Origin of the sequence: Enterobacter cloacae complex sp. Mu1197, from assembly GCF_040059225.1 — a bacterium.
Taxonomy (GTDB): domain Bacteria; phylum Pseudomonadota; class Gammaproteobacteria; order Enterobacterales; family Enterobacteriaceae; genus Enterobacter; species Enterobacter quasiroggenkampii.
Map to the genome: position 1 here is coordinate 4,547,208 of NZ_CP157375.1, position 24,768 is coordinate 4,571,975.

19 protein-coding genes are annotated in these 24,768 nt (G+C 57.1%); 10 read left to right on the forward strand and 9 right to left on the reverse strand.

All coding sequences use genetic code 11. From position 1 onward, the window contains the following. Positions 1-273: 273 nt before the first annotated feature. The 3 genes from argH to argC all read right to left on the reverse strand — a co-directional run bounded on the left by argH (position 274) and on the right by argC (position 3,512). A complete protein-coding gene (gene argH, locus ABFV38_RS21450) occupies positions 274-1,647 on the reverse strand; it encodes an argininosuccinate lyase (protein ID WP_235404362.1) in 1,374 nt (457 codons plus the stop codon). 77 nt (positions 1,648-1,724) lie between these two features. Continuing rightward, the gene (gene argB / locus ABFV38_RS21455; RefSeq protein ID WP_086374972.1) at positions 1,725-2,501 is read right to left on the reverse strand and encodes an acetylglutamate kinase; all 777 of its coding nucleotides are present in this window, start codon (positions 2,499-2,501) and stop codon (positions 1,725-1,727) included. Between the two features lie 6 nt (positions 2,502-2,507). Further along, positions 2,508-3,512: an N-acetyl-gamma-glutamyl-phosphate reductase gene (gene argC, locus ABFV38_RS21460; RefSeq protein WP_048028410.1), complete on the reverse strand. Its 1,005-nt coding sequence runs from the start codon at positions 3,510-3,512 to the stop codon at positions 2,508-2,510. Positions 3,513-3,600: 88 nt separating this feature from the next. Here argC and argE point away from each other — a divergent pair, with 88 nt between their 5' ends. From argE to ABFV38_RS21485, 5 genes are all read left to right on the forward strand, one after another. Beyond that, positions 3,601-4,752: an acetylornithine deacetylase gene (gene argE, locus ABFV38_RS21465; protein ID WP_348958021.1), complete on the forward strand. Its 1,152-nt coding sequence runs from the start codon at positions 3,601-3,603 to the stop codon at positions 4,750-4,752. A gap of 308 nt (positions 4,753-5,060) precedes the next feature. Next, the gene (gene ppc / locus ABFV38_RS21470; protein ID WP_008501791.1) at positions 5,061-7,712 is read left to right on the forward strand and encodes a phosphoenolpyruvate carboxylase; all 2,652 of its coding nucleotides are present in this window, start codon (positions 5,061-5,063) and stop codon (positions 7,710-7,712) included. A gap of 94 nt (positions 7,713-7,806) precedes the next feature. Continuing rightward, complete coding sequence (locus tag ABFV38_RS21475) at positions 7,807-8,571, forward strand: AraC family transcriptional regulator (RefSeq protein ID WP_235404369.1); 765 nt, start codon at positions 7,807-7,809, stop codon at positions 8,569-8,571. Positions 8,572-8,699: 128 nt separating this feature from the next. Then, positions 8,700-9,362 carry a fructose-6-phosphate aldolase gene (gene fsa, locus ABFV38_RS21480; protein WP_157189876.1) on the forward strand — a complete coding sequence of 221 codons (663 nt, stop codon included), beginning with the start codon at positions 8,700-8,702 and terminating at the stop codon, positions 9,360-9,362. 12 nt (positions 9,363-9,374) lie between these two features. After that, positions 9,375-10,478, forward strand: a complete 1,104-nt coding sequence (locus ABFV38_RS21485) for a glycerol dehydrogenase (protein WP_348958024.1) — start codon at positions 9,375-9,377, stop codon at positions 10,476-10,478. Between the two features lie 93 nt (positions 10,479-10,571). Here ABFV38_RS21485 and katG read toward each other — a convergent pair whose 3' ends face one another. The 4 genes from katG to metB form a co-directional block, all read right to left on the reverse strand. Continuing rightward, entirely contained in the window at positions 10,572-12,752 is a 2,181-nt protein-coding gene (gene katG / locus ABFV38_RS21490; protein ID WP_348958026.1) for a catalase/peroxidase HPI, read from the reverse strand. 209 nt (positions 12,753-12,961) lie between these two features. Continuing rightward, positions 12,962-13,852, reverse strand: a complete 891-nt coding sequence (metF, locus tag ABFV38_RS21495; RefSeq protein ID WP_024909186.1) for a methylenetetrahydrofolate reductase — start codon at positions 13,850-13,852, stop codon at positions 12,962-12,964. A 226-nt stretch (positions 13,853-14,078) separates the two neighbouring features. After that, a complete protein-coding gene (locus tag ABFV38_RS21500; RefSeq protein WP_008501797.1) occupies positions 14,079-16,511 on the reverse strand; it encodes a bifunctional aspartate kinase/homoserine dehydrogenase II in 2,433 nt (810 codons plus the stop codon). A gap of 2 nt (positions 16,512-16,513) precedes the next feature. Continuing rightward, complete coding sequence (metB, locus tag ABFV38_RS21505) at positions 16,514-17,674, reverse strand: cystathionine gamma-synthase (protein ID WP_235402820.1); 1,161 nt, start codon at positions 17,672-17,674, stop codon at positions 16,514-16,516. A 276-nt stretch (positions 17,675-17,950) separates the two neighbouring features. Between metB and metJ the strand changes: the two genes are divergently transcribed. Beyond that, positions 17,951-18,268 (forward strand): met regulon transcriptional regulator MetJ, encoded by a 318-nt coding sequence (metJ, locus tag ABFV38_RS21510; protein ID WP_003862042.1) that lies wholly within the window; start codon positions 17,951-17,953, stop codon positions 18,266-18,268. 41 nt (positions 18,269-18,309) lie between these two features. On the opposite strand, the gene ABFV38_RS21515 is transcribed toward metJ, so the two are convergent. Beyond that, positions 18,310-18,990, reverse strand: a complete 681-nt coding sequence (locus ABFV38_RS21515) for an oligogalacturonate-specific porin KdgM family protein (protein WP_235402821.1) — start codon at positions 18,988-18,990, stop codon at positions 18,310-18,312. Between the two features lie 312 nt (positions 18,991-19,302). Beyond that, positions 19,303-19,515, reverse strand: coding sequence for a 50S ribosomal protein L31 (gene rpmE / locus ABFV38_RS21520; protein WP_003862040.1), 213 nt, complete (start codon positions 19,513-19,515; stop codon positions 19,303-19,305). 200 nt (positions 19,516-19,715) lie between these two features. Between rpmE and priA the strand changes: the two genes are divergently transcribed. The 4 genes from priA to hslV all read left to right on the forward strand — a co-directional run bounded on the left by priA (position 19,716) and on the right by hslV (position 24,764). Beyond that, positions 19,716-21,911: a primosomal protein N' gene (priA, locus tag ABFV38_RS21525; RefSeq protein ID WP_348958030.1), complete on the forward strand. Its 2,196-nt coding sequence runs from the start codon at positions 19,716-19,718 to the stop codon at positions 21,909-21,911. A gap of 119 nt (positions 21,912-22,030) precedes the next feature. Next, positions 22,031-23,056 (forward strand): DNA-binding transcriptional regulator CytR, encoded by a 1,026-nt coding sequence (cytR, locus tag ABFV38_RS21530; protein WP_021242811.1) that lies wholly within the window; start codon positions 22,031-22,033, stop codon positions 23,054-23,056. Between the two features lie 93 nt (positions 23,057-23,149). After that, positions 23,150-24,139 (forward strand): cell division protein FtsN, encoded by a 990-nt coding sequence (gene ftsN, locus ABFV38_RS21535; RefSeq protein WP_032635441.1) that lies wholly within the window; start codon positions 23,150-23,152, stop codon positions 24,137-24,139. Positions 24,140-24,233: 94 nt separating this feature from the next. Beyond that, complete coding sequence (gene hslV / locus ABFV38_RS21540) at positions 24,234-24,764, forward strand: ATP-dependent protease subunit HslV (protein WP_008501802.1); 531 nt, start codon at positions 24,234-24,236, stop codon at positions 24,762-24,764. The last annotated feature ends 4 nt before the right edge of the window (positions 24,765-24,768 follow it).

Genomic DNA, 24,768 nt, shown 5'->3' on the forward strand with positions numbered 1-24,768 from the left:
ATAGTTCATGGCGATAGATAGCATAGCAACGAACGATTATCCCTATCAAGCATTCTGTTGAATAATACACCACATAGACGAGGCGGCACGTGTTTGACCCTTGACGTCCCCGCACTGTCAGCGAGTTTCTCTCAAAACTCGAACAACTAAAGCCAACGTGAACTTTTGCGGACCCCGTGGTCCGCTTTTTTTTGCGTAAAAAAGCCCAACTCAGGGTTGGGCTGGGGTTTTGTAGGTCGGGTAAGGCGAAGCCGCCACCCGACGTTTCAGGCATCAAATCAGGCGGTTTTTCGCATCCGCAATCGCCTGCGCCACCTGCTTAGGCGACACGCCGCCTTTCGCCGCACGCTTATCCAGGCAGGACTGCAGCGCCAGTATTGGATACACATCATCCCCGATAACCGCGCTGAATTTCTGTAGATCGGCCAGCGCCAGATCTTCCAGCGGTTTACCCTGACGAATGGCTTCCACCACCGCTTCACCGACAATATGGTGCGCTTCACGGAACGGTACGCCCTTCGCCACCAGGTAATCTGCCAGCTCGGTCGAGTTCGCATAGCCCTGCTGCGCCGCTTCCTGACAGCGCGGACGCTTCACCTGAATGCCATCCAGCACCAGCGCGCCCATATGCAGACAGTCCAGCCAGGTGTCGAGCGCGTCGAACAGCCCTTCTTTGTCTTCCTGCATATCTTTGTTGTACGCCAGCGGCAACCCTTTTAGGGTCATCATCATGCCGGTCAGCGCGCCCTGCACGCGGCCACATTTCCCGCGGATCAGCTCCAGCGCGTCCGGGTTTTTCTTCTGCGGCATCAGGGATGAACCTGAGGTCACGCGGTCGGACAGCTCAACAAAGCCCGCTTCGCCAGAGTTAAAGAAGATCAGGTCTTCGGCAAAGCGCGACAGGTGCACCATACCGATAGACGCGTTAGAGAGCAGTTCCAGCACGTGGTCACGATCGGAGACGCTATCCAGGCTGTTGCGGGTAGCGGAGGCAAAGCCCAGCCAGCCTGCCAGCTGTTCACGGTCGATTTCGTAAGCGGTACCCGCCAGCGCGCCGCTGCCCAGCGGGCTGACGTCCAGACGCTTCAGGGTATCCTGCAGACGGCTTTCGTCACGCGCCAGCATCTCTACATAGGCCAGACACCAGTGCGCAAAGGTCACCGGCTGCGCGCGCTGCAGGTGGGTATAACCCGGCATCACCGCGTCCTGATTGTTCTGTGCGGTCTCCACCAGCGCGGTCTGCAGCTGACGGTTAGCCGCCAGCAGTTCGCCAACGGTATCCTTACACCACAGCTTCAGATCGGTGGCGACCTGGTCGTTACGGCTCCGGCCGGTATGCAGCTTTTTACCCAGTTGGCCGACCTTGTCGATCAGTTTACCTTCCACCCAGCTGTGAATATCTTCGGCATCGCTCTGCAGAATTTGCTGCGGATCCAGACGCACTTCTTCCAGCAGATTGTTCAGCGCCTCTTCCAGCTGCAGCTGTTCCTCTGGGGTCAGCACGCCCACCGTCACCAGCGCTTTGGACCAGGCCACAGAGCCGACAATATCCTGTTCGGCCAGGCGGTAGTCGAAGCGCAAAGAGTCGTTGAACTGTTTGAACCGCTGATCCGCTGCCTGTGTAAAACGCCCACCCCAAAGTGCCATAACATGCTTCCTTAATATCTTTGAATTTCATTGCCCGGTGGCGCTGCGCTTACCGGGCCTACAAAACTTTAAATCGATTACGCTAAAATACGCGTGCCAATCGGCGTGCCGTTAAACAGCGCCGGGAGCTGCTCCGCGTGACGCCAGGAGGCGATATCTACCGGGCGACCCAGCGTGCGCGCCGCATCCAGCGCGGCGTTAACTTTGACGATCATGCCGTCGGTGATGATGCCCTGCGCAATCAGCTGCTCGGCTTTCTCTGCCGTCATTTCTGCGATGCGCTGGCCTTTACCGTCCAGAATGCCGCTCACGTCGGAGAGCAGGATCAGGTCCGCACCCAGCGTTGCCGCCAGTGCGGTTGCCGCCTGGTCAGCGTTAACGTTCATCAGCTCACCCTCTTCGGTCACGCCGATAGAGCTCACCACTGGCAGGAACCCGCCTTCCAGCAGCGTGTTAATCAGCTTAGGCGAACCCGGCTGCGCCAGTCCAACATGACCGAGCGCTTCGTCGAGCTGGGTCACTTTTACGCTGTCGCCATCGCCCAGATAGAGGCCAACGGAGGCAATGTGGTGTTTCTTCGCCCAGGACAGCAGGGTTTTGTTCGCCGTACCCGCCAGCGCACCGGTGATAATGTCAATCTGATCCGCAGGCGTCACGCGCAGGCCGTTCTTCTTGATCACCGGCAGGTTGAGCCCTTTCATCAGCTCATCCACCACGCAGCCGCCGCCGTGCACAATCACCAGTGGACGTTGGTGTGATTCGCGATAGTTCACCAGCGCGGTAAACAGACGCTCCAGCGCTTCTTCGCTGTCCAGCAGTACACCACCGAGTTTGATAATTAATGGGTTCATCATCACACCTTAAATAAGAGCCTGCGTTTCCGGGAAACCGAAACGAATATTTGCACACTGCATTGCCTGTGCGGCAGCGCCTTTCAGTAAGTTATCTTCTGCGGCCACCACGATGAGATGCTCACCCTGAACGGCAAAGCCGATATCGCAGAACGGCAGACCGACCACGTTTTTCAGCGCCGGCACGCCTTTGTCGTACAGGCGCACCAGCGGTTTGTCCGCATACGCCTGCGTGAAGACCTCGCTCACCTGCTCTTTGGTCACGCCCGGTTTCAGGCGGCAGGTAATGGTTTCGAGGATCCCACGCGGGAAGCTGCCCAGGTGCGGGGTGAAAATGACGTCCGCGCCCAGATGCGTCGTGATTTCAGGGTGATGACGGTGATTAAACACGCCATACGGCTGAAGGCTCACTTCGCAGAAGCTATTAGAGATCGCCGCCTTGCGTCCTGCACCGCTCACGCCGCTGGTGGCATTGATCACCGGCCACTGGTTCAGATCCAGCAGACCCGCGTCGATCAGCGGCTTCAGGGCAAGCTGCGCCGCCGTCGGGTAGCAGCCCGGAACGGCAATCAGATCCGCTTCTTTCAGTTTATCTGCGCTCCACTCCGCCAGGCCGTACACCGCTTTTTCAAGCAGATCCGGATGCTGATGGGTGAAACCGTAATATTTTTCGTAGAACGCGCCGTCGTTAACGCGGAACGCGCCGGAGAGGTCGAAGACCACGCAGCCAGCCGCCAGGAACTGCGGCGCCAGGTCGTGGCTGACCTCGTGTGCGGTGGCTAAAAACACCACGTCGACGCCGTCAGTAAACTCGCTGATGTCAGACATGGGCTGCAGCGGCAGATCGACCAGGCCCTTAAGCTGCGGATGCAAATCGGAAATTAACTTTCCTGCATCATTGCTTTGCGCTGACACGGTCAAAGCGGTTATGGTCATATGTGGATGGCGATTCACGTAGCTTACAAGCTCTGCGCCCGCATAACCGCTAGCGCCTACAATCAGCGTATTCAACATCGGGTTCCTTTATGCTCAACGTTAATGTATTTTTATTCACATTTATTGCATGAATATTGATACTATCACGACCTAAGGTGTGTCAACAATGAAAATGAACTTACCGCCATTTATCGAGATCTACCGCGCCCTGATTGCCACACCGTCTATCAGCGCAACGGAAGAAGCGCTGGATCAGAGCAATGAGTCTTTAATCAATCTGCTGGCGGGTTGGTTTAGCGATCTTGGGTTTAACGTTGAGGTTCAGCCCGTCCCCGGCACTCGCCACAAATTTAACCTGCTCGCCAGTACCGGAACCGGTGCGGGCGGCCTGCTGCTGGCCGGTCATACCGACACCGTGCCGTTCGACGATGGCCGCTGGACGCGCGATCCGTTCACCCTGACCGAGCACGACAACAAGCTCTACGGTCTGGGCACCGCCGACATGAAAGGCTTCTTCGCCTTTATCCTTGACGCGCTGCGTGACGTGGACGTGACAAAGCTGAAAAAACCGCTCTACATTCTGGCGACCGCTGATGAAGAGACCAGCATGGCAGGCGCGCGCTACTTCTCTGAAAACACGTCAATTCGCCCGGATTGCGCGATCATCGGCGAGCCGACGTCTCTGCAACCGATTCGTGCGCATAAAGGCCATATCTCTACCGCCGTGCGCGTGCTCGGCCAGTCCGGCCACTCCAGCGATCCGGCGCGCGGCGTGAACGCCATTGAGCTGATGCATGATGCCATCGGCCGCATCATGACCCTGCGTGACGATCTGAAAGCACGCTATCACTACGACGCGTTCACCGTGCCGTACCCGACGCTGAACCTCGGCAGCCTGCACGGCGGCGATGCCTCCAACCGCATCTGCGCCTGCTGCGAACTGCACATGGATATTCGCCCGCTGCCGGGCATGACCCTGAGCGATCTCGACGGCCTGCTGAATGAGGCGCTGGCCCCGGTGAGCGAACGCTGGCCGGGTCGCCTGACGGTCTCCGAACTGCATCCGCCCATCCCGGGTTACGAATGCCCGCCGGACCATCAACTGGTCGACGTGGTAGAAAAGCTGCTCGGCCAGAAAACCGACGTGGTGAACTACTGCACCGAAGCGCCGTTTATTCAGACGCTTTGCCCGACGCTGGTTCTAGGCCCTGGGTCCATCAACCAGGCGCACCAGCCGGATGAATATCTGGAAACCCGCTTTATCAAACCCACCCGCGAACTGATTACCCAGGTTGTGCATCACTTCTGCTGGCATTAAAAACTGCCCCTCACCCTAACCCTCTCCCCAAAAGGGAGAGGGAATTTGAACACCCTCTCCCCTTTGGGGAGAGGGCAGAGTGAGGGGGAGTAAATCCCGCGATCTCCGTCACATTTCCATAAGCATCTCTTATCTGACGCAATGCGAATTAAATTTCGTAAATTGCCCACATTTATTCGTTTGCTGAACCGTTTTCGCAGCAATTGACGACGGGGGTTTTACGTGGCTTTATAAAGGGAGATGACAAAATAATGTCCAGAAGATTTTCGCCTGGGCATAAACAAAAATGATGGGGTGACTGGGTTTTTATGAACGAACAATATTCCGCGTTGCGTAGTAATGTCAGTATGCTCGGCAAAGTGCTTGGAGATACCATCAAAGATGCGTTGGGGGAGAACATCCTCGACCGCGTTGAAACCATCCGCAAGCTGTCTAAATCTTCCCGTGCCGGTAACGAGGCCAGTCGTCAGGAGCTGCTCACCACCTTGCAGAACCTCTCTAACGATGAGCTGTTGCCCGTTGCGCGCGCCTTCAGCCAGTTCCTGAACCTGGCCAACACCGCTGAGCAATACCACAGCATTTCGCCAAACGGCGAAGCGGCCAGCAACCCGGAAGTCATTGCCCGCACCCTTCGTAAACTGAAAGACCAGCCCGACCTCAACGAAGCCACCATCAAAAAAGCGGTGGAGTCGCTTTCGCTGGAGCTGGTACTGACCGCTCACCCAACCGAGATCACCCGTCGCACCCTGATCCACAAAATGGTGGAAGTGAACAACTGCCTGAAGCAGCTGGATAACAAAGACATTGCCGACTATGAACGCAACCAGCTGATGCGCCGTCTGCGCCAGCTGATTGCCCAGTCCTGGCACACCGATGAAATTCGTAAGCATCGCCCAAGCCCGGTCGACGAAGCCAAATGGGGCTTTGCGGTGGTGGAAAACAGCCTGTGGGAAGGGGTACCAAACTACCTGCGCGAGCTGAACGAACAGCTGGAAGCGAACCTGGGCTACCGTTTGCCGGTTGATTTCGTGCCGGTTCGCTTCACCTCCTGGATGGGCGGCGACCGCGACGGCAACCCGAACGTTACCGCGGAAATCACCCGCCACGTCCTGCTGCTGAGCCGCTGGAAAGCGACCGACCTGTTCCTGAAAGACATTCAGGTGCTGATCTCCGAGCTGTCGATGGTTGAAGCGACGCCGGAACTGCGCGCGCTGGCCGGTGAAGAAGGCGCCAGCGAGCCGTACCGTTTCCTGATGAAAAAGCTGCGTGGTCAGCTGATGGCCACTCAGGCCTGGCTGGAAGCGCGCCTGAAAGGCCAGCGCCTGCCAAAACCAGAAGGCCTGCTCAGCCAGAACGAACAGCTCTGGGAGCCGCTTTACGCCTGTTATAAATCGCTGCAGGCCTGCGGGATGGGCATCATCGCCAACGGCGAACTGCTCGACACCCTGCGTCGCGTGAAGTGTTTCGGCGTGCCGCTGGTGCGTATCGACGTGCGTCAGGAAAGTACCCGTCATACCGAAGCGCTGGGCGAGCTGACCCGATATCTCGGCATCGGTGACTATGAAAGCTGGTCCGAAGCCGACAAGCAGGCGTTCCTGATCCGCGAGCTGAACTCCAAGCGCCCTCTGCTGCCGCGCAACTGGGAGCCAAGCAACGATACCCGCGAAGTGCTCAACACCTGTAAAGCGATCGTGGACGCACCGAAAGGATCGGTCGCCGCCTATGTGATCTCCATGGCGAAAACCCCATCCGACGTGCTGGGCGTCCACCTCCTGCTGAAAGAAGCGGGAATCGACTACGCCCTGCCGGTCGCCCCGCTGTTTGAAACACTCGACGACCTGAACAACGCCAACGACGTGATGAGCCAGCTGCTGAACATCGACTGGTATCGCGGCTTTATTCAGGGCAAACAGATGGTCATGATCGGCTATTCCGACTCCGCGAAAGATGCGGGCGTGATGGCGGCATCCTGGGCGCAGTATCAGGCGCAGGATGCACTGATCAAAACCTGCGAAAAAGCCGGTATCGAGCTGACCCTGTTCCACGGACGCGGTGGCTCAATTGGCCGTGGCGGTGCGCCAGCACACGCGGCGCTGCTGTCACAGCCGCCGGGAAGCCTGAAAGGCGGCCTGCGCGTGACCGAGCAGGGTGAGATGATCCGCTTCAAGTACGGCCTGCCGGAAGTGACCATCAGCAGCCTGTCGCTTTATACCAGCGCGATCCTGGAAGCGAACCTGCTGCCACCGCCGGAGCCGAAAGCCTCCTGGTGCCACATCATGGACGAGCTGTCGGCTATCTCCTGCGATCTGTACCGCGGCTACGTGCGTGAAAACAAAGATTTCGTGCCTTACTTCCGTTCAGCCACGCCTGAACAGGAGCTGGGTAAACTGCCGCTGGGCTCACGTCCTGCCAAGCGTCGTCCGACCGGCGGCGTAGAGTCTCTGCGTGCAATCCCGTGGATCTTTGCCTGGACGCAGAACCGTCTGATGCTGCCCGCCTGGCTGGGTGCCGGTGCCGCACTGCAAAAAGTGGTGGAAGACGGCAAACAGAGCGAGCTGGAGACCATGTGTCGCGACTGGCCGTTCTTCTCTACCCGTCTGGGAATGCTGGAGATGGTCTTCTCGAAAGCTGACCTCTGGCTGGCGGAATACTACGATCAGCGCCTGGTGAAGCCAGAGCTGTGGGCGCTGGGTAAAGAGCTGCGCGAACTGCTGGAAGGCGACATCAAAGTGGTGCTGGATATCGCCAACGACTCACACCTGATGGCGGACCTGCCGTGGATTGCCGAGTCTATCCAGCTGCGTAACATCTACACCGACCCGCTGAACGTCCTGCAGGCAGAGCTGCTGCACCGTTCGCGTCTGGCGGAAGAAGAAGGGAAAGAGCCGGATCCACGCGTTGAACAGGCGCTGATGGTGACGATTGCGGGCGTTGCGGCGGGTATGCGTAACACCGGCTAATGCTTTACGCCCGGCGGCGCTACGCTTGCACGGGCCTACGATAAGTAGGCCGGGTAAGCGTTAGCGCCACCCGGCAAATTTCGGTAGTCTCCTTATGCATTCCGATATCACCCAGATTTTGACTGACCTGGTGAACCGCACGTTACCGCTGGGTCAGATTCGTTTCTCAGCGCTGGCTGAACACCATCCCCGAACCTCTCCCTGCCTCGGCATTACCCTTGGCACTCCCTGCGAGGCGTTTTTTTCTTTTTTTGGACAAATCACGCATCCTGCGCCTCACGTCCTGCGCATACATTTCGGTAAGCAGCAGCTTACAATCGAGCTACAGCGTGACAATGTGCTCTTACAACAACTCCAGGTTGCCCGACGTGGTCCGCGAACGGGGGCTTTTCTTCTGCAAACGCTCACCGAATTACAGATGCAGCCTGAGGAACAAGACACAGCAAGGCTGGTAGTTTTAAGCCTGCTCAGCCACTGCCGGGATCTGCTTGGCAGTGAAATTCACACCGACAGCCGCAGCCGGGCACTGTTCGAAGCCGTTCGGAGCTATATCGAAGAAAATTATGCCTCTTTGTTAACTCGCGAATCCGTGGCACAGGCGTTCTACATCTCCCCAAACTACCTTTCCCATCTATTCCAGAAAGTCGGCAGCGTCGGATTCAATGAATACTTAACAAAAACGCGCCTGGAACATGCGCGTCAGCTGCTGAAAGGCTACGATCTCAAAATTAAAGATATCGCCACACGCTGCGGATTTACGGACAGCAACTACTTTTGCCGTCTCTTTCGCAAGCACACCGAACGTTCCCCTTCCGAATATCGACGCCAGTACCACAGCCAGCTGATCGCCAAAAAGTAGCATTGTGATCGCTCTCTCACTTCTCTAAGGACATTACATTTGTCCAGTATTTGGCAAAATTGACCTGTATTCGCCGCGCCTGGGTGCGCCGTATCCTTTATTCAACCTTTCTGACTTAAGGAAAAATAATGGAACTGTACCTGGATACCGCCAACGTGGCGGAAGTAGAACGCCTGGCGCGCATCTTTCCCATCGCGGGCGTCACCACCAACCCGAGCATCATTGCCGCCAGCCGTGAATCCATCTGGGACGTGCTGCCGCGCCTGCAACAAGCCATCGGGCCGGAAGGCACGCTGTTTGCTCAAACCATGAGCCGCGATGCCGAAGGCATGGTGGCAGAAGCCAAACGTCTGAGTAACGCCATTCCGGGCATTGTGGTGAAAATCCCGGTGACGGCTCAGGGGCTTATCGCAATTAAAGCGTTGAAAAAAGAAGGGATAACCACGCTTGGCACCGCCGTTTACAGCGCGGCGCAGGGCCTGCTCGCCGCACTCGCAGGGGCGAAATATGTCGCGCCGTATGTAAACCGCGTCGACGCGCAGGGCGGTGACGGCATTCGCATGGTTCAGGAACTGCAGTCCCTGCTGGAACTGCACGTGCCGGAAAGCAAGGTGCTGGCCGCCAGCTTCAAAACGCCGCGTCAGGCGCTGGACTGCCTGTTGGCAGGATGTGAAGCAATCACGCTTCCCTTAGACGTAGCGCAACACATGCTCGGCACACCGGCGGTAGAGTCAGCCATAGAGAAGTTCGAGCAAGACTGGAAAAACGCGTTTGGTAACCTCAACCTCTAAGGGAGAACTGTTATGGACCGTATCATTCAATCGCCGGGGAAATATATCCAGGGCGCTGACGTACTGACCCGTCTCGGCGACTATCTGAAACCGCTGGCCAACCGCTGGCTGGTCGTCGGCGATAAATTTGTGCTGGGTTTTGCCGAAGAAACCCTACGACAAAGTTTTAAAAAAGCTGAACTGCATGCCGAAATCGCGCCATTTGGCGGTGAATGTTCACAAAATGAAATCGATAGGCTGAAAAGACTGGCCGACAGCGCCGACTGCCTGGCGGTGCTGGGTATTGGGGGCGGGAAAACGCTGGATACCGCCAAAGCGCTGGCCCACTTTATGAACGTGCCGGTCACCATTGCGCCGACTATCGCCTCCACCGATGCTCCGTGCAGCGCCCTTTCCGTTATTTACACAGACAGCGGCGAGTTCGATCGCTACCTGATGCTGCCACACAACCCGAACATGGTCATTGTGGATACGAAAGTGGTAGCAGGTGCGCCTGCACGTCTGCTGGCCGCCGGAATTGGCGACGCGCTGGCGACCTGGTTTGAAGCACGCGCCTGCTCGCGCAGCGGTGCGACCACCATGGCCGGGGGTAAATGCACCCAGGCGGCACTGGCGCTCGCGGAGCTGTGTTACAACACGCTGGTTGAAGAGGGTGAAAAAGCGATGCTGGCGGCGGAACAGCATGTGGTGACGCCTGCGCTGGAACGCATTATCGAAGCCAACACCTATCTCAGCGGCGTCGGCTTTGAAAGCGGGGGGCTGGCGGCGGCACACGCTATTCATAACGGTATGACGGCGGTACCGGACGCGCATCACTTCTATCATGGGGAGAAAGTGGCGTTTGGTACCCTGACGCAGCTGGTGCTGGAAAATGCGCCGGTAGAAGAAATTGAAACCGTCGCGGCGCTTTGCCACAGCGTTGGGCTGCCAATCACGCTGGCACAGCTGAACATCAAAGAGGATATTCCGGCCAAAATGCGTCTGATTGCCGAAGCGTCCTGTGCGGAAGGAGAAACCATCCACAACATGCCCGGCGGCGTCACGCCGGATCAGGTGTATGCGGCACTGCTGGTGGCCGACCAGTATGGACAGCGATTCCTGCAGGAGTGGGAGTAATAAAAAAAAGCCGGGTAGCGCTGCGCTTACCCGGCCTACATGGCACTTTAATTTCCAGGCCGGGTAAGGCGTAGCCGCCACCCGGCACAAAGGTTACTTCACGTCAAACCGATCCAAATCCATTACCTTCGCCCATGCGGCAACGAAGTCGCGAACGAACTTCTCATGCGCATCATCGCTGGCGTAAACCTCTGCCAGCGCACGCAGGACGGCGTTAGAACCGAAGACCAGATCGGCGCGGGTGGCGGTATATTTCACTTCACCGCTGGCGCGATCGCTTCCGGCAAACAGCTCATTGGATTCGTCGGTCGCCTTCCACTGGGTGTTCATATCCAGCAGATTCACGAAGAAATCAGTGCTCAGCACGCCCTCACGATTGGTGAACACGCCGTTCTTGCTGCCATCAAAGTTGGCACCCAGCACGCGCAGGCCACCAATCAGCACCGTCAGCTCCGGCGGGGTCAGCGTCAACTGCTGGGCTTTATCAACCAACAGCGACTCCGTGGTGGACACATCCACCTGCGCACGGTAGTTGCGGAAGCCATCGGCAATCGGTTCGAGCAGGTTAAACATCTCGATATCCGTCTGATCCTGACGCGCATCCACACGGCCCGGCGTGAACGGCACGGTGACGTACACGCCCGCCGCTTTTGCGGCCTGCTCAACGCCTACCACGCCCGCCAGGACGATGATATCGGCCAGAGAGGCTTTGTTGGTGGTGCGCTGGATAGCTTCGAGCGCCGGTAACGCGCGAACCGCCGCGGCGTTCACATCCCAGTCACGCTGAGGCGCCAGCGCCAGACGCGCGCCGTTGGCACCGCCACGCTTATCGCCGCCGCGGAAGGTCGATGCCGATGCCCAGGCCACAGACACCAGTTCGCTCACGGAGAGACCCGAGGCCGCAATTTCCGCCTTCAGGCTTTCAATGTCTTCTTTCGTCGGGTTGAACACCGCCTGCGGCAGCGGGTCCTGCCAAATCAGATCTTCTTTCGGCACTTCCGGGCCAAGGTAACGCGATTTTGGCCCCATATCACGGTGGGTCAGTTTGAACCACGCGCGCGCGAAGGCTTCGTTGAAGGCCTGCGGATCGTTCAGGAAACGGCGGGAAATCTTTTCGAATTCCGGGTCAAAACGCAGCGTCAGGTCGGTGACCAGCATGGTCGGCTTGCGTTTTTTTGACGGGTCGAACGGATCGGGCATGATTTCCGGCGCATCAACGGCTTCAAACTGAATCGCCCCTGCCGGGCTGCGGGTCTGCACCCATTCGTATTTGAACAGGTTCTCGAAGAAGTAGTTGCTCCACTGCGTCGGGGTTTGTGACCAGATGACTTCCAGACCGGAGGTAATAGCATCAGCGCCCACGCCCGTGCCGTGCGTGCTGGCCCAGCCCAGGCCCTGCGCTTCAATTGGTGAGGCTTCCGGGTCGGTACCCACGTGGGTGGCTTCACCCGCGCCGTGAGTCTTGCCGAGGGTGTGGCCGCCTGCAATCAGCGCTACGGTCTCTTCATCGTTCATGCCCATGTTGCCAAAGGTAGCGCGAATCGCTGCCGCCGCTGACAGTGGTTCACCGCTGGCGTTTGGCCCTTCCGGGTTCACGTAGATCAGGCCCATTTCGGTGGCGGCCAGAGGACGCTTCGCCAGCGCTTCCGGATCGCGGTGGGTCAGCCAGGCTTTTTCATCACCCCAGTTCACGTCCAGATCCGGTTCCCAGACGTCTTCACGCCCGGCACCGAAACCAAAGGTGCGGAAGCCCGAATTCTCCAGCGCCACGTTACCCGCGAGGATAAACAGGTCAGCCCAGGAGATTTTTTGTCCGTATTTTTTCTTGATGGGCCACAGCAGACGGCGCGCTTTATCCAGGCTCACGTTATCCGGCCAGGAGTTCAGCGGCGCAAAGCGCTGTTGACCGCGTCCTGCCCCGCCGCGCCCGTCAACGGAGCGATAGGTACCCGCGCCGTGCCACGCCATGCGGATAAACAGACCCGCGTAGCTGCCCCAGTCGGCTGGCCACCACGGCTGAGAGTCGGTTAAGAGTGCTTTAAGGTCGCCTTTAAGGGCAGAGTAATCAAGTTTGCTGAATTCTTTGCGGTAGCCGAAGTCTTCACCCAGCGGGTTCGAACGATTGGAATGTTGGTTAAGAAGATCGATACGGAGTTGTTTTGGCCACCAGTCGCGGCTGCCTGTACCTGCGCCCGCGCTGTGATCGACGCCGCCCTGATGGAACGGGCATTTGCCGACTGATGCCGCTTTATTGGTCTCGTCTGACGTGCTCATCGCTATGCTCCCTTTTACAGTGTTACCGTTACGATATACGCCCTTGTTGATAAGGTATAGTTGAGATAATCCACAGATTCGATAGTTAAATCCGTTTAATTTCCCATGGAAAATACATGAGTTTTGTACGTCAAAGGCAGCATTGCTGATATGGCAGGAAAATAAAACCCTTATAAATCAAAAAACCCTCCGAAGAGGGCTCTTTTTTGTTACACGCCTGGTCTAACGCCGAGCGTGTGGCATATGGCGTAACTCATCTCAGCACGGTTCAGCGTGTAGAAGTGGAAATCCTTCACCCCTTCACGACTTAAGATCTTCACCATGTCCATCGCGATGTTTGCGCCCACCAGCTTGCGTGTTTCCGGGTCATCGTCCAGCCCCTCGTACATTTTAGACATCCAGAGCGGAATACGCACATTGGTCATATCAGCAAATTTCTTCGCCTGTTTGAAGTTAGAGACCGGCAAAATACCGGGGATAATTTCAACGTCGATGCCCGCGGAGACGCAGCGGTCACGGAAGCGCAGATAGCTTTCGACATCAAAGAAGAACTGGGTAATGGCGCGGTTCGCGCCGGCATCCACCTTACGCTTGAGGTTAAGCAGATCCGCCTGGGCGCTTTTCGCTTCCGGATGAACTTCAGGATAAGCGGCAACGGAAATATCAAAGTCAGCCACGCCCTTCAACAGCCCGACCAGATCGGCGGCATACATGTCCGGCTTACCGCTGCCCGGCGGCAGATCGCCGCGCAGCGCAACAATATGCCGAATGCCGTTATTCCAGTAATCCTGGGCGATGGCACGCAGCTCGTCGCGGGTGGCGTCGATACAGGTGAGATGCGGCGCCGCTTCCAGACCGGTACGATCTTTGATGCCTTTAATGATGCTGTGGGTACGGTCACGCTCGCCGGAGTTCGCACCATAGGTCACGGAGACAAACTTCGGTTTCAGGCTGCTGAGACGATCGATAGAGCTCCACAGGGTTTGCTCCATTTCACTGGTGCGCGGCGGGAAAAATTCAAAAGAGACGTTAATCTGGCCGTTTACTTCGGCCAGGCTCTGGTTCAGTGCTTCCCGCTGGTTGGCGTGAAAAAAGCTCATACACTACCCCTATCAATCGCGTGTCATTGTCTGTTGTGTTGTGAACTTCTATACGTTTAGACGTCCAGATGTAAAAATGACGGAAAAGCGGAGGGACGTCAATAGAAATAATCAACAATAACGGTGAGGTTTGCTCAGGGAAGATGAGAGAAATTCATGATGGGGGTGAGTGCAGTCTGATGCCCTCACCCTAACCCTCTCCCATAGGGAGAGGGAAATTGATTTTTTACAGCAGCTTAGCCAGACGGTTGATGTCGGACTGGATGGCCCCGGCGGTAACGTCACGCCCGGCGCCCGGGCCGCGGATCACCAGCGGGTTATCGCGGTACCAGCGGCTTTCGATGGCGAAGACGTTATCGCACGGCAGCAGCGCCGCCAGCGGATGTTCAGGACGCACCGCCTCGACACCGACTCGCGCTTTTCCGTTGGCCTCGAAACGCGCCACGTAGCGCAGCACCAGCCCCATCTCGTTCGCGGCTTCCAGACGCTGCACCATCTGCTCGTTAAGTTCTTCGCCATTTTCAAAGAAATGGTCCACAGAACCTTCTTCACAGCCGGCAGGCACCAGCGACTCGACGCGGACGGAATCCGGTTCGATGTCATAACCCGCTTCACGCGCCAGGATCACCAGCTTGCGCATCACGTCTTTACCGGAGAGGTCAACGCGCGGATCGGGTTCCGTTAAGCCCTGCTGCCACGCCTGATCCACCAGGTCGGTGAACGGTACGGTGCCGTCAAACTGCAGGAACAGCCAGGAGAGCGTGCCGGAGAAGATACCGCTCAGCGCCAGAATGCTGTCGCCGCTTTCAATCAGATCGCGCACGGTGTGGTTTACCGGCAGGCCCGCACCCACGGTGGCGTTATACAGCCAGTGACGGCCGGTTTTTTCAAACGCGTCGTGGATCTGGCGGTATTTGTCGGTGCTGCTTGCCCCCGCCAGCTTGTTGGCGCTGATGACGTGGAAACCGTGGCTGGCGAAATCCAGATACTGATCGGCAAGCTGTTCGCTGGCGGTAACGTCCAGCACCACCAGATCGTCATACGGGTGCGCACGCATCCACAGGAACAGCGACTCTTCATCCTGCTCGACGGCTTCATCATTAAAGAAGGCAAGCGCGCGGCTGGCATCCAGTCCTTCGTAGTTCAGCAGGCTGCGGCGGCTGTCCACCACGCCTGCGAGAATGAATTCGAACCCGGTACGCGCCGAAAGCGTGACCTGTTCGCGGGCAAACAGCTCCAGCCAGCGGGAACCGATGTTGCCTTTACCAAACAGCACCAGGCCGATGCGTTTTTCCGCGCGGAACAGGGAGGTATGCAGACCCTGAATCAGGCTTTCGGTTGGCCCTTTGCGCAGAACGGCCACCAGGCTAATGCCCTCTTCCGATTGCCAGGTAAATTCCACCGGCTGGCCTTTCAGCTGCTGCCAGAAGCGGTGGCAGTGCAGCGGGTTACGGGTGACGCCCGCGCCCACCATCGCCACCAGCGCCAGCCCCTGACGCAGGCGAAGCTCGCCCGGCAGGCCTGCTTCATCCAGAATTTTCAGGGCGCTGTCCGCCACTTCTGCGGTATAGCAGAACTGCAGCAGCTGGCGGTCATTGTGAACACCCACGGCCAGCGGACGCACCTGGGCGCGTTTCAGGATCGTGTCGATCTCTTTATGCGCCAGCCTGAAGTCCTGGCCCGCAGGAACCTGGAATTCAATCAGGCAGATGTCGTCGTGGCTGGTGACAATACGCGCCCCGGTACCGGACGCCAGCACGCGCTCAATGCGCGTGGAGCCTTGATCCGGGGTGTAGCTGCAGCGCAGCTGGAGGTCAATATCACTGCCGGAAACCGGCTGCAGGGTGCGCGCGTGCAGCACTGGTGCGGCCAGACGCGCCAGTTCGCTGGCTTCATCCAGGCGCAGCAGCGGCAGCAGGCAGGCATCTTTTACTTTGCGCGGGTCCGCGCTGTAAACACCGGCCACGTCGCTCCAGATGGTGACGCGGGACACGCCCGCCAGCGCACCGATTTGCGTTGCCGAGTAGTCGGAGCCGTTACGGCCCAGCAGCACGGTTTCACCCGCGTTGCTGCGGCTGATAAAGCCGGTAACCACAATGCGTTTACCCGGATGCTGCACCAGCAGCTGTTGCAGCAGCGGGTAGGACAGACCTTCATCCACCTGTGGCTGCGCGGCGCGTTCGGCGCGCAGGAAATCACGCGCGTCGAGCCAGGCGGCGTCCACACCCAGGTGTTGCAGAACCGCAGCCATCAGGCGCGCGGACCACACTTCACCGTGCCCCACCACTTCGGCATACACCGCATCGGTAATGCCGCTATCCAGCAGGGCGGCCAGACGCTCAAGGTCATGCGTGAAGGCGCTGATCAGCCCGTCCGCTACGTCCGCAGGCAGCAAGCCAGCAATCAGCTCGCTCTGGTAACGACGTAAGGACTGTTGCACCTGATGCGCAGAAAGGCGATCGGTCTGGCTCAGTTTCAGCCAGCTAATCAACTGGTTGGTGGTACTGCCCGCCGCCGAGACAACCATCATGTCACCCGGCTGTGAATATTCCGTCATGATCCCTGCGACACGCAGGTAACATTTCACATCAGCAAGACTACTACCACCAAACTTGTGCAGTTGACGACCCTTCGCCCCTGCCTGCGCTATCACACTCATGATTACCCCTTGGCTGCGATCCGGAAGCCATTTTCCAGATCGGCAATTAAATCTTCAGAATCTTCAATACCGGTTGAGATCCGCAGCAGCGTCTCAGAAATACCGGCGGCGGCACGTGCTTCGGGTGCCATTCCTGCGTGTGTCATGGTCGCGGCGTGGGAGATCAAGCTTTCAACCCCACCTAAAGATTCCGCCAGCGTAAACAATGACAGCCCGCTCAGGAAGCGACGCAGCGTTTGCTCGTCACCGTCCAGTTCAAAACTTAACATCGCGCCAAACCCTTTCTGCTGGCGCGCGGCAATATCGTGCCCCTGATTTTCCGGCAGCGACGGATGATACAGCTTCTTCACCAGTGGCTGGGTTTTCAGGAAGTCGACAATCGCCTGAGCATTGCGCTGCGCCACGTCCATGCGCGGCGACAGCGTGCGGATGCCGCGCAACAGCAGGTAGCTGTCGAAGGCGCCTGCGGTGACGCCAATATTATTGGCCCACCATGCCAGTTCGGTGACAACATCCGGATCTTTGGCAATCACCACGCCTGCTACCACGTCAGAATGGCCGTTCAGATATTTAGTGCATGAATGCAATACCAGATCGGCACCCAGTGCGAGTGGGTTCTGAAGGGCCGGACTGAGGAACGTATTATCCACTACACTTATCGCTCCCGCATCCCTTGCGAGCTGACAAATTTTCGCAATATCGACAACGCGCAACAATGGATTGCTTGGACTTTCTACCAGAACCAGCTTCGGTTTCTCTGCCAGCGCCTGTTTCAGGGCCTGTTCGTCGTTTTGATCGACAAACAATACGCGATAACAGCCGCGTTTCGCCAGGCTATCAAACAGGCGATAGCTGCCGCCGTAGCAATCGTGCGGCGCAACCAGCAGGTCGCCAGGTTTCAGGAACACGGTGGTCACCAGGTGAATGGCGGACATCCCCGTGTTGGTTAACACAGCACCTGCGCCACCTTCCAGTTCGGCCAGCGCACGCTGGGTCACGTCACGCGTAGGGTTGCCACGACGCGAGTAATCATGCGCGCGGGGTTCATTAAATCCGGTGAAGTTGTAAGTACTGGAAAGATGAATGGGCGGGACAACGCAGCCGTACTGCTCGTCATCATTTAATCCGCTACGCACTGCGATAGTGGCCTGTTTACGCGTCATGGTGAGGGCTTCCTGGCGAATGAGGTGAAAAGTCAGGCACCAGAGTAAACACTGAAAGTATGGACGTCAATACATCTGGACATCTAAACTTCTTTGCGTATAGATTGAGCAATGCGCAAATAGCCGTTAAAATTATATGCTTTAGTGCACGCTGCAGCGGCAATATCCGTGCCACGGTATCGTCTCTACGGTAAACTAGGCAAGATTGCGGTTCAAAACGGGTGGTTACCGGTTTTGCACCTTTAAATAAATGACTGAGAGGATTAAAGGTATCTCATGGCTGAATGGAGCGGCGAATATATCAGCCCATACGCTGAGCACGGTAAGAAGAGTGAGCAAGTAAAGAAAATTACGGTTTCCATTCCTCTGAAGGTGTTGAAGATCCTCACCGATGAACGTACGCGTCGTCAGGTGAATAACCTGCGCCACGCAACCAACAGCGAACTGCTGTGCGAAGCGTTTCTGCATGCGTTTACCGGTCAACCGTTGCCGAACGATGACGATCTGCGCAAAGAGCGTAGTGACGAAATCCCGGAAGAGGCGAAAGTAATCATGCGTGAACTGGGTATTGACCCGGAGACGTGGGAATACTAACTGCGGTGTGATCCCGCTGAGGTGACTCAGCGGGATAGTTTTTAGAAGTTGTAGCCTAAACCCACGCGCAGACGCGTCTGGCGATCGTCGCTGGTGGCGGTGTTATAGCCGGAAGAGACATTGCCCACTTCGATAAACGGGATCCACGAGTCGATGTTATACGCCACGCGGAAGTTATATTCGTAATCTTCTTTTTTATTGTTATACAGGTCTTCGTTGTCGGCGAATTTATAAATGCCGTTTAACTCGAACATCCAGCTATCAATATTATAACCCAGCCACACTTCCGGACGATAAACCATACGGTCATCTTTACCGTCAGCATTACGGCGAGTGTACTCCGAACGATAACGAAACGCCGTCCACCAGCTGTCATTAATATTATACTGTACGCGCAGATAAGGCTTATAGATGGCCATGTCATCACCCATTTCAACGGCGACGCCCGGCTGCCATATAAAACCTTGCCAGGTAAATTGATAGCTTGCGGTATATTCGTTGCTGTTACTTTCCATATTATTAAGCGCGTCGTTAGACTGCTTGTTATCGGAGCGCGATACCGCCTCAACCGCTACGCCAAAGCCGGTGCCAAAGCGGTGTGACATGTATACACGGTCATAGTTACGCCCATCGTCGTAATACTCGTGTCGGTAATCCACATATCCCGCCTGCGCCGCGCACGATATTAACGGAAGCACAAATAAGACTTGCTTCAATTTCATAACAGTTCCCTCGAAGTAAATGCGCCCTGAAAGCCACCTTGTCGTAATGGCGAATAAGAATGTATGACGGGCGAAGTGTAATTTTACGAAACGAGAGAAACCTTTTAATTTTTGACACACTCATTAAAAGGTGGCAAAGAATTAAAGAAATGAGAGATGCAGTTCACTATCCGTTAAAGAATACATCAGACAAATATTTTAATACAATGATGCGTAATTAGTTATTTTAGATAGAAATATCCAGGTGTGATTTATTCAGAAGGGATATAACAGGCACAAAAAAACCGCCCGTAGGCGGTTTTTTCTGGATGCTTATTTAGCGCCCGGGATGCTGAAACGCTTGTTGAAGCGGTCAACACGGCCACCGGTTGCAACATCACGCTGCTTACCAGTGTAGAACGGGTGGCATTTGCCGCACACGTCCAAGTTCAGATCGTGACCCACGGTAGAGCGGATCTGGATAGAGTTACCGCAAGAACAGTTTGCAGTAATCATTTCGTATTTCGGGTGAATATCTTTTTTCATGGGAGAACCTCAGTTAAGGCCGCGTCGCTCTTCCAGCCCTAACGCCAGACACCACGCGATGTTGATTGTAAGTTCTTTGGCGTAAAGTACACCAAAGGCGGCGAATCATACAGAATTTGACCAACGTATGCAAACTGATCCGCACGCCGCTTTTACTAATGTGTATACTAACGCGCCACTTTTCAAGTCAGGAAGATTCGATGCCCGTCGCTCACGTTGCCCTGCCCGTTCCGCTTCCCCGCACCTTTGACTATCTGCTGCCCGACAGCATGAACGCCAAAGCGGGCTGCCGCGTGACCGTGCCATTTGGCAAACAGCAGCGCGTGGGGATCGTTGTCTCCGTCAGCGATAAAAGCGAACTGCCGCTTAACGAACTGAAATCGGTCGTTGAGGTGCTGGACAGCGAGCCCGTTTACTCCACCAGCACCTGGCGACTGCTGCTGTGGGCGGCAGATTATTATCATCACCCGATTGGCGACGTCCTGTTCCACGCCCTGCCAATGATGCTGCGTCAGGGCAAAAGCGCCAGCCACGCGCCGATGTGGTACTGGTTTGCCACGGAGGAAGGCCAGGCCGTCGACATCAACAGCCTGAAGCGTTCGCAGAAACAGCAGCAGGCGCTGGCGGCGCTGCGTCAGGGGAAAATCTGGCGGCATCAGGTCGACGAGCTTGAGGTCAGCGAAACGGCGCTACAGGCATTAAGAAAGAAAGGGCTGAGCGACCTGGCAAGCGAAGCGCCTGCCCTCAACGACTGGCGGAAGAGTTTTTTCGTTTCAGGGGATCGCCTGCGTCTGAATACCGAGCAGGCCACCGCGGTAGGCGCGATTCATAGCGCCTCCGATCATTTCTCTGCCTGGCTGCTGGCGGGCGTCACCGGTTCCGGCAAGACCGAAGTTTACCTGAGCGTGCTGGAAAACGTGCTCGCTCAGGGCAAACAGGCGCTGGTGATGGTGCCGGAAATTGGCCTGACGCCGCAAACCATCGCCCGATTCCGCGAGCGCTTTAACGCGCCGGTTGAGGTTCTGCACTCCGGCCTGAACGACAGCGAGCGCCTCAGCGCCTGGCTGAAAGCGAAAAACGGCGAAGCGGCGATTGTAATTGGCACCCGTTCGTCGCTGTTCACGCCGTTTAAAAATCTTGGCGTAATCGTGATCGACGAAGAGCACGACAGCTCCTATAAACAGCAGGAGGGCTGGCGCTATCACGCCCGCGATCTGGCCGTCTACCGCGCGCACAGCGAGCAAATTCCTATTGTTTTAGGATCCGCCACGCCTGCGCTGGAAACGCTGCACAACGTGCGCCAGCGTAAATACCACATGCTGCGCCTGACGCGCCGGGCGGGGAACGCCCGTCCGGCCATTCAGCACGTGCTGGATCTGAAAGGCCAGCAGGTCCAGGCGGGGCTAGCGCCTGCGCTGATTACCCGCATGCGCCAGCATTTGCAGGCGGGGAATCAGGTCATTCTGTTCCTCAACCGTCGTGGATTTGCCCCCGCCCTGCTCTGCCACGACTGCGGCTGGATTGCCGAGTGCCCGCGCTGTGATCACTACTACACCTTCCATCAGGCCCAGCGGCATTTGCGCTGCCACCACTGCGACAGCCAGCGTCCGGTGCCGCGCCAGTGCCCGTCATGTGGTTCAACGCATATTGTGCCGGTCGGTCTGGGGACGGAACAGCTGGAACAGGCGCTTGGGCCCTTCTTCCCGGACGTGCCGATTTCGCGTATCGACCGGGACACCACCAGCCGCAAAGGCGCGCTGGAACAACAGCTGGCGGAAGTGCATCGCGGCGGCGCGCGCATCCTGATTGGCACCCAGATGCTGGCCAAGGGCCACCACTTCCCGGACGTGACGCTGGTCGCTCTGCTGGACGTGGACGGCGCGCTGTTCTCGGCAGATTTCCGCTCCGCCGAGCGCTTCGCCCAGCTTTACACCCAGGTTGCCGGACGTGCAGGACGCGCCGGTAAACAGGGCGAAGTGGTGCTGCAAACACACCACCCGGAGCACCCGCTGCTGCAAACCCTGCTGCACAAAGGCTATGACGCCTTTGCCGAGCAGGCGCTGGCCGAACGCCAGACCATGCAGCTGCCGCCGTGGACCAGCCACGTCATCATCCGCGCGGAAGATCATAACAACCAGCAGGCGCCACTTTTCCTGCAGCAGTTGAGAAACCTCCTGCAGGCCAGCCCGCTGGTGGATAACCAGCTGTGGATTTTGGGCCCGGTGCCTGCCCTCGCGCCAAAACGCGGCGGCCGTTTCCGCTGGCAGATCTTGCTCCAGCACCCCTCGCGTATTCGTCTTCAGCATATCGTCAGCGGCGCGCTGGTACTGATAAACACCCTGCCCGAAGCGCGAAAAGTGAAGTGGGTCCTGGACGTCGACCCTATCGAAGGCTGAAGCTGGATCGAAAAATTTAACGCTCCTCACACTTTTTATGAAAATTCTGTAACCGATTCCATTAACTATCTGTAAAAATGGTGATGTCAGAAGTTCGGTGTTCAGGCGAGGAGAAGACGTTGAAGTCCAGGAAAGAGGTTGCGACTGCGACCATGAAAGACGTTGCCCAGAAAGCACAGGTCTCTACGGCAACAGTATCCCGCGCATTAATGAACCCGGATAAAGTCTCCCAGGCGACCCGTAACCGGGTGGAGCAGGCTGCGCTTGAAGTGGGCTATTTTCCGCAGGCAATGGGGCGTAACGTCAAACGCAACGAGTCGCGCACCATCCTGGTGATTGTGCCGGACATCTGTGACCCTTTCTTTAGCGAGATTATCCGCGGTATTGAAGTCACCGCGGCGGAACAGGGGTACCTGGTGCTGATTGGCGACTGCGCCCACCAGAACCAGCAGGAAAAAACCTTCATCGACCTCATTATCACCAAGCAGATCGACGGCATGCTGCTGCTTGGCTCTCGCCTGCCGTTTGATGCCAGCATCGAAGAGCAGCGTAATTTACCGCCGATGGTCATGGCCAACGAGTTTGCGCCAGAGCTGGAGCTGCCGACGGTTCATATCGATAACCTTACCGCCGCGTTCAACGCCGTAAACTATCTCCAGGAGCTGGGGCATAAGCGTATTGGCTGCATCGCCGGGCCGGAAGAGATGCCGCTGTGTCACTACCGTTTGCAGGGCTACGTTCAGGCGCTGCGCCGGACCGGCGTCACCGTCGATCCGCACTACATTGCACGCGGTGATTTTACCTTCGCTGCGGGTGGACAGGCGCTGGAGAAACTTCTGGACCTGCCTGAGCCACCAACCGCCGTATTTTGTCACAGCGACGTGATGGCGCTGGGCGCATTATCGTATGCCAAACGCCGCGGTCTTCGCATACCGAAAGATTTATCCATCATCGGATTCGATAATATTTCGCTTTCGGAATTTTGCGATCCGCCGCTCTCAACGGTCGCTCAGCCGCGCTACCAAATCGGCCGCGAAGCGATGCTGCTTCTGCTGGATCAGCTTCACGGTCAAACAGTTAGCAGCGGCTCACGGTTGCTGGACTGCGAACTGATCGTCCGCGGCACGACCCAGGCATTGACTTAAAGTAAACGTCTTTCGGATACCCTTATCTGGTCAAAGCCCCGCCGCTTAAGTAACATGGCGGACTGACGAACGAATAAATACAGCGAAACGATAGTGGCACAACGAGATTATGTACGTCGCGGCCAGCCGGCACCTTCGCGACGCAAAAAGAGTAGCTCAAGAAAAAAGCAACGTAACCTGCCTGCTGTCTCGCCAGCAATGGTCGCTATTGCTGCGGCTGTAGTCGTCGCCTTTATTGGTGGCCTGTACTTTATCACGCACCATAAAAAAGAAGAGTCCGAGGCGCTTCAGGCCAGTAAAGTCGCCGGAAATGGCCTCCCTCCGAAGCCTGAAGAGCGCTGGCGCTATATCAAAGAGCTGGAGAGCCGTCAGCCTGGGGTGCGTGCGCCAACCGAACCTTCTGCGGGTGGTGAAGTGCAGAATGCGAATCAGCTGACGGATGAACAGCGTCAGCTGCTGGCACAAATGCAGGCCGATATGCGCCAGCAGCCTACGCAGCTGAACGAAGTGCCGTGGAATGAGCAGACGCCGGAACAGCGTCAGCAAACGCTGCAGCGTCGCCAGGCACAACAGCAGATTCAGCAGCAACAGCAGTGGGCACAAACTCAGCCGGTACAGCAGCCTAAGGCACAGCCGCGGGTCACGGAACAGCCGTATCAGCAGCCGACGCGTACGGTGCAGTCTCAGCCTGTCCAGCAGCAGCCGAAAACGCAGCCGCAGAAGCAGGCGGCTCAGCCGTATCAGGATCTGCTCCAGACGCCAGCGCATACCACCGCCCAGCAGCCGAAAACGCAGCAGGCCGCGCCGGTAACGAAAGAGACCGAAGCGCCGAAGCAGACGGCGGAGAAAAAAGACGAACGTCGCTGGATGGTACAGTGCGGTTCGTTCAAAGGTGCGGAGCAGGCGGAAACGGTGCGCGCGCAGCTGGCCTTTGAAGGGTTTGATTCGCGTATTACCACCAATAACGGCTGGAATCGCGTGGTGATTGGTCCGGTCAAAGGCAAAGAAAATGCCGATGGCACCCTTTCTCGTTTGAAAATCGCCGGTCACACAAACTGCATTCGACTCGCCTCCGGGGGTTGAAACCCCCAAATTCCCCCCCATCTATCATTTAATTCAGCCCTGAGCACAGGCTCAGGGCTTCTGTTTCCCGATTCTGTAACCAGGGGGTCTGCTCGTGACAACAATAGTAAGTGTACGCCGTAACGGCCATGTGGTAATCGCCGGTGATGGCCAGGCCACGCTGGGTAATACCGTCATGAAAGGCAACGTGAAGAAAGTGCGTCGTCTCTACAACGACAAAGTGATCGCCGGTTTTGCAGGCGGCACGGCGGACGCCTTCACGCTGTTTGAACTGTTTGAACGCAAACTGGAAATGCACCAGGGTCATCTGGTGAAAGCCGCCGTTGAGCTGGCAAAAGACTGGCGTACCGACCGCATGCTGCGCAAGCTTGAAGCGCTGCTGGCGGTCGCTGATGAGACCGCATCGCTTATCATCACCGGTAACGGTGACGTGATTCAGCCGGAAAATGACCTGATTGCCATCGGCTCTGGCGGCCCTTATGCCCAGGCTGCAGCCCGCGCGCTGTTGGAAAATACCGACATGAACGCGCGTGATATCGCGGTGAAGGCGTTGGATATTGCAGGCGATATCTGCATTTATACCAACCACAACCACACCATCGAAGAATTGACCTCCAAAGCGTAAGGAT

Coding starts and splice junctions, on each gene's coding strand:
- argC (WP_048028410.1), bottom strand. CDS start 3,512: ATGTTGAATACGCTGATTGTAGGCGCTAGCGGTTATGCGGGCGCAGAG.
- ABFV38_RS21475 (WP_235404369.1), top strand. CDS start 7,807: ATGCATTCCGATATCACCCAGATTTTGACTGACCTGGTGAACCGCACG.
- argE (WP_348958021.1), top strand. CDS start 3,601: ATGAAAATGAACTTACCGCCATTTATCGAGATCTACCGCGCCCTGATT.
- metB (WP_235402820.1), bottom strand. CDS start 17,674: ATGACGCGTAAACAGGCCACTATCGCAGTGCGTAGCGGATTAAATGAT.
- fsa (WP_157189876.1), top strand. CDS start 8,700: ATGGAACTGTACCTGGATACCGCCAACGTGGCGGAAGTAGAACGCCTG.
- ppc (WP_008501791.1), top strand. CDS start 5,061: ATGAACGAACAATATTCCGCGTTGCGTAGTAATGTCAGTATGCTCGGC.
- argH (WP_235404362.1), bottom strand. CDS start 1,647: ATGGCACTTTGGGGTGGGCGTTTTACACAGGCAGCGGATCAGCGGTTC.
- metJ (WP_003862042.1), top strand. CDS start 17,951: ATGGCTGAATGGAGCGGCGAATATATCAGCCCATACGCTGAGCACGGT.
- argB (WP_086374972.1), bottom strand. CDS start 2,501: ATGATGAACCCATTAATTATCAAACTCGGTGGTGTACTGCTGGACAGC.
- ABFV38_RS21485 (WP_348958024.1), top strand. CDS start 9,375: ATGGACCGTATCATTCAATCGCCGGGGAAATATATCCAGGGCGCTGAC.
- katG (WP_348958026.1), bottom strand. CDS start 12,752: ATGAGCACGTCAGACGAGACCAATAAAGCGGCATCAGTCGGCAAATGC.
- rpmE (WP_003862040.1), bottom strand. CDS start 19,515: ATGAAAAAAGATATTCACCCGAAATACGAAATGATTACTGCAAACTGT.
- metF (WP_024909186.1), bottom strand. CDS start 13,852: ATGAGCTTTTTTCACGCCAACCAGCGGGAAGCACTGAACCAGAGCCTG.
- priA (WP_348958030.1), top strand. CDS start 19,716: ATGCCCGTCGCTCACGTTGCCCTGCCCGTTCCGCTTCCCCGCACCTTT.
- ABFV38_RS21515 (WP_235402821.1), bottom strand. CDS start 18,990: ATGAAATTGAAGCAAGTCTTATTTGTGCTTCCGTTAATATCGTGCGCG.
- ABFV38_RS21500 (WP_008501797.1), bottom strand. CDS start 16,511: ATGAGTGTGATAGCGCAGGCAGGGGCGAAGGGTCGTCAACTGCACAAG.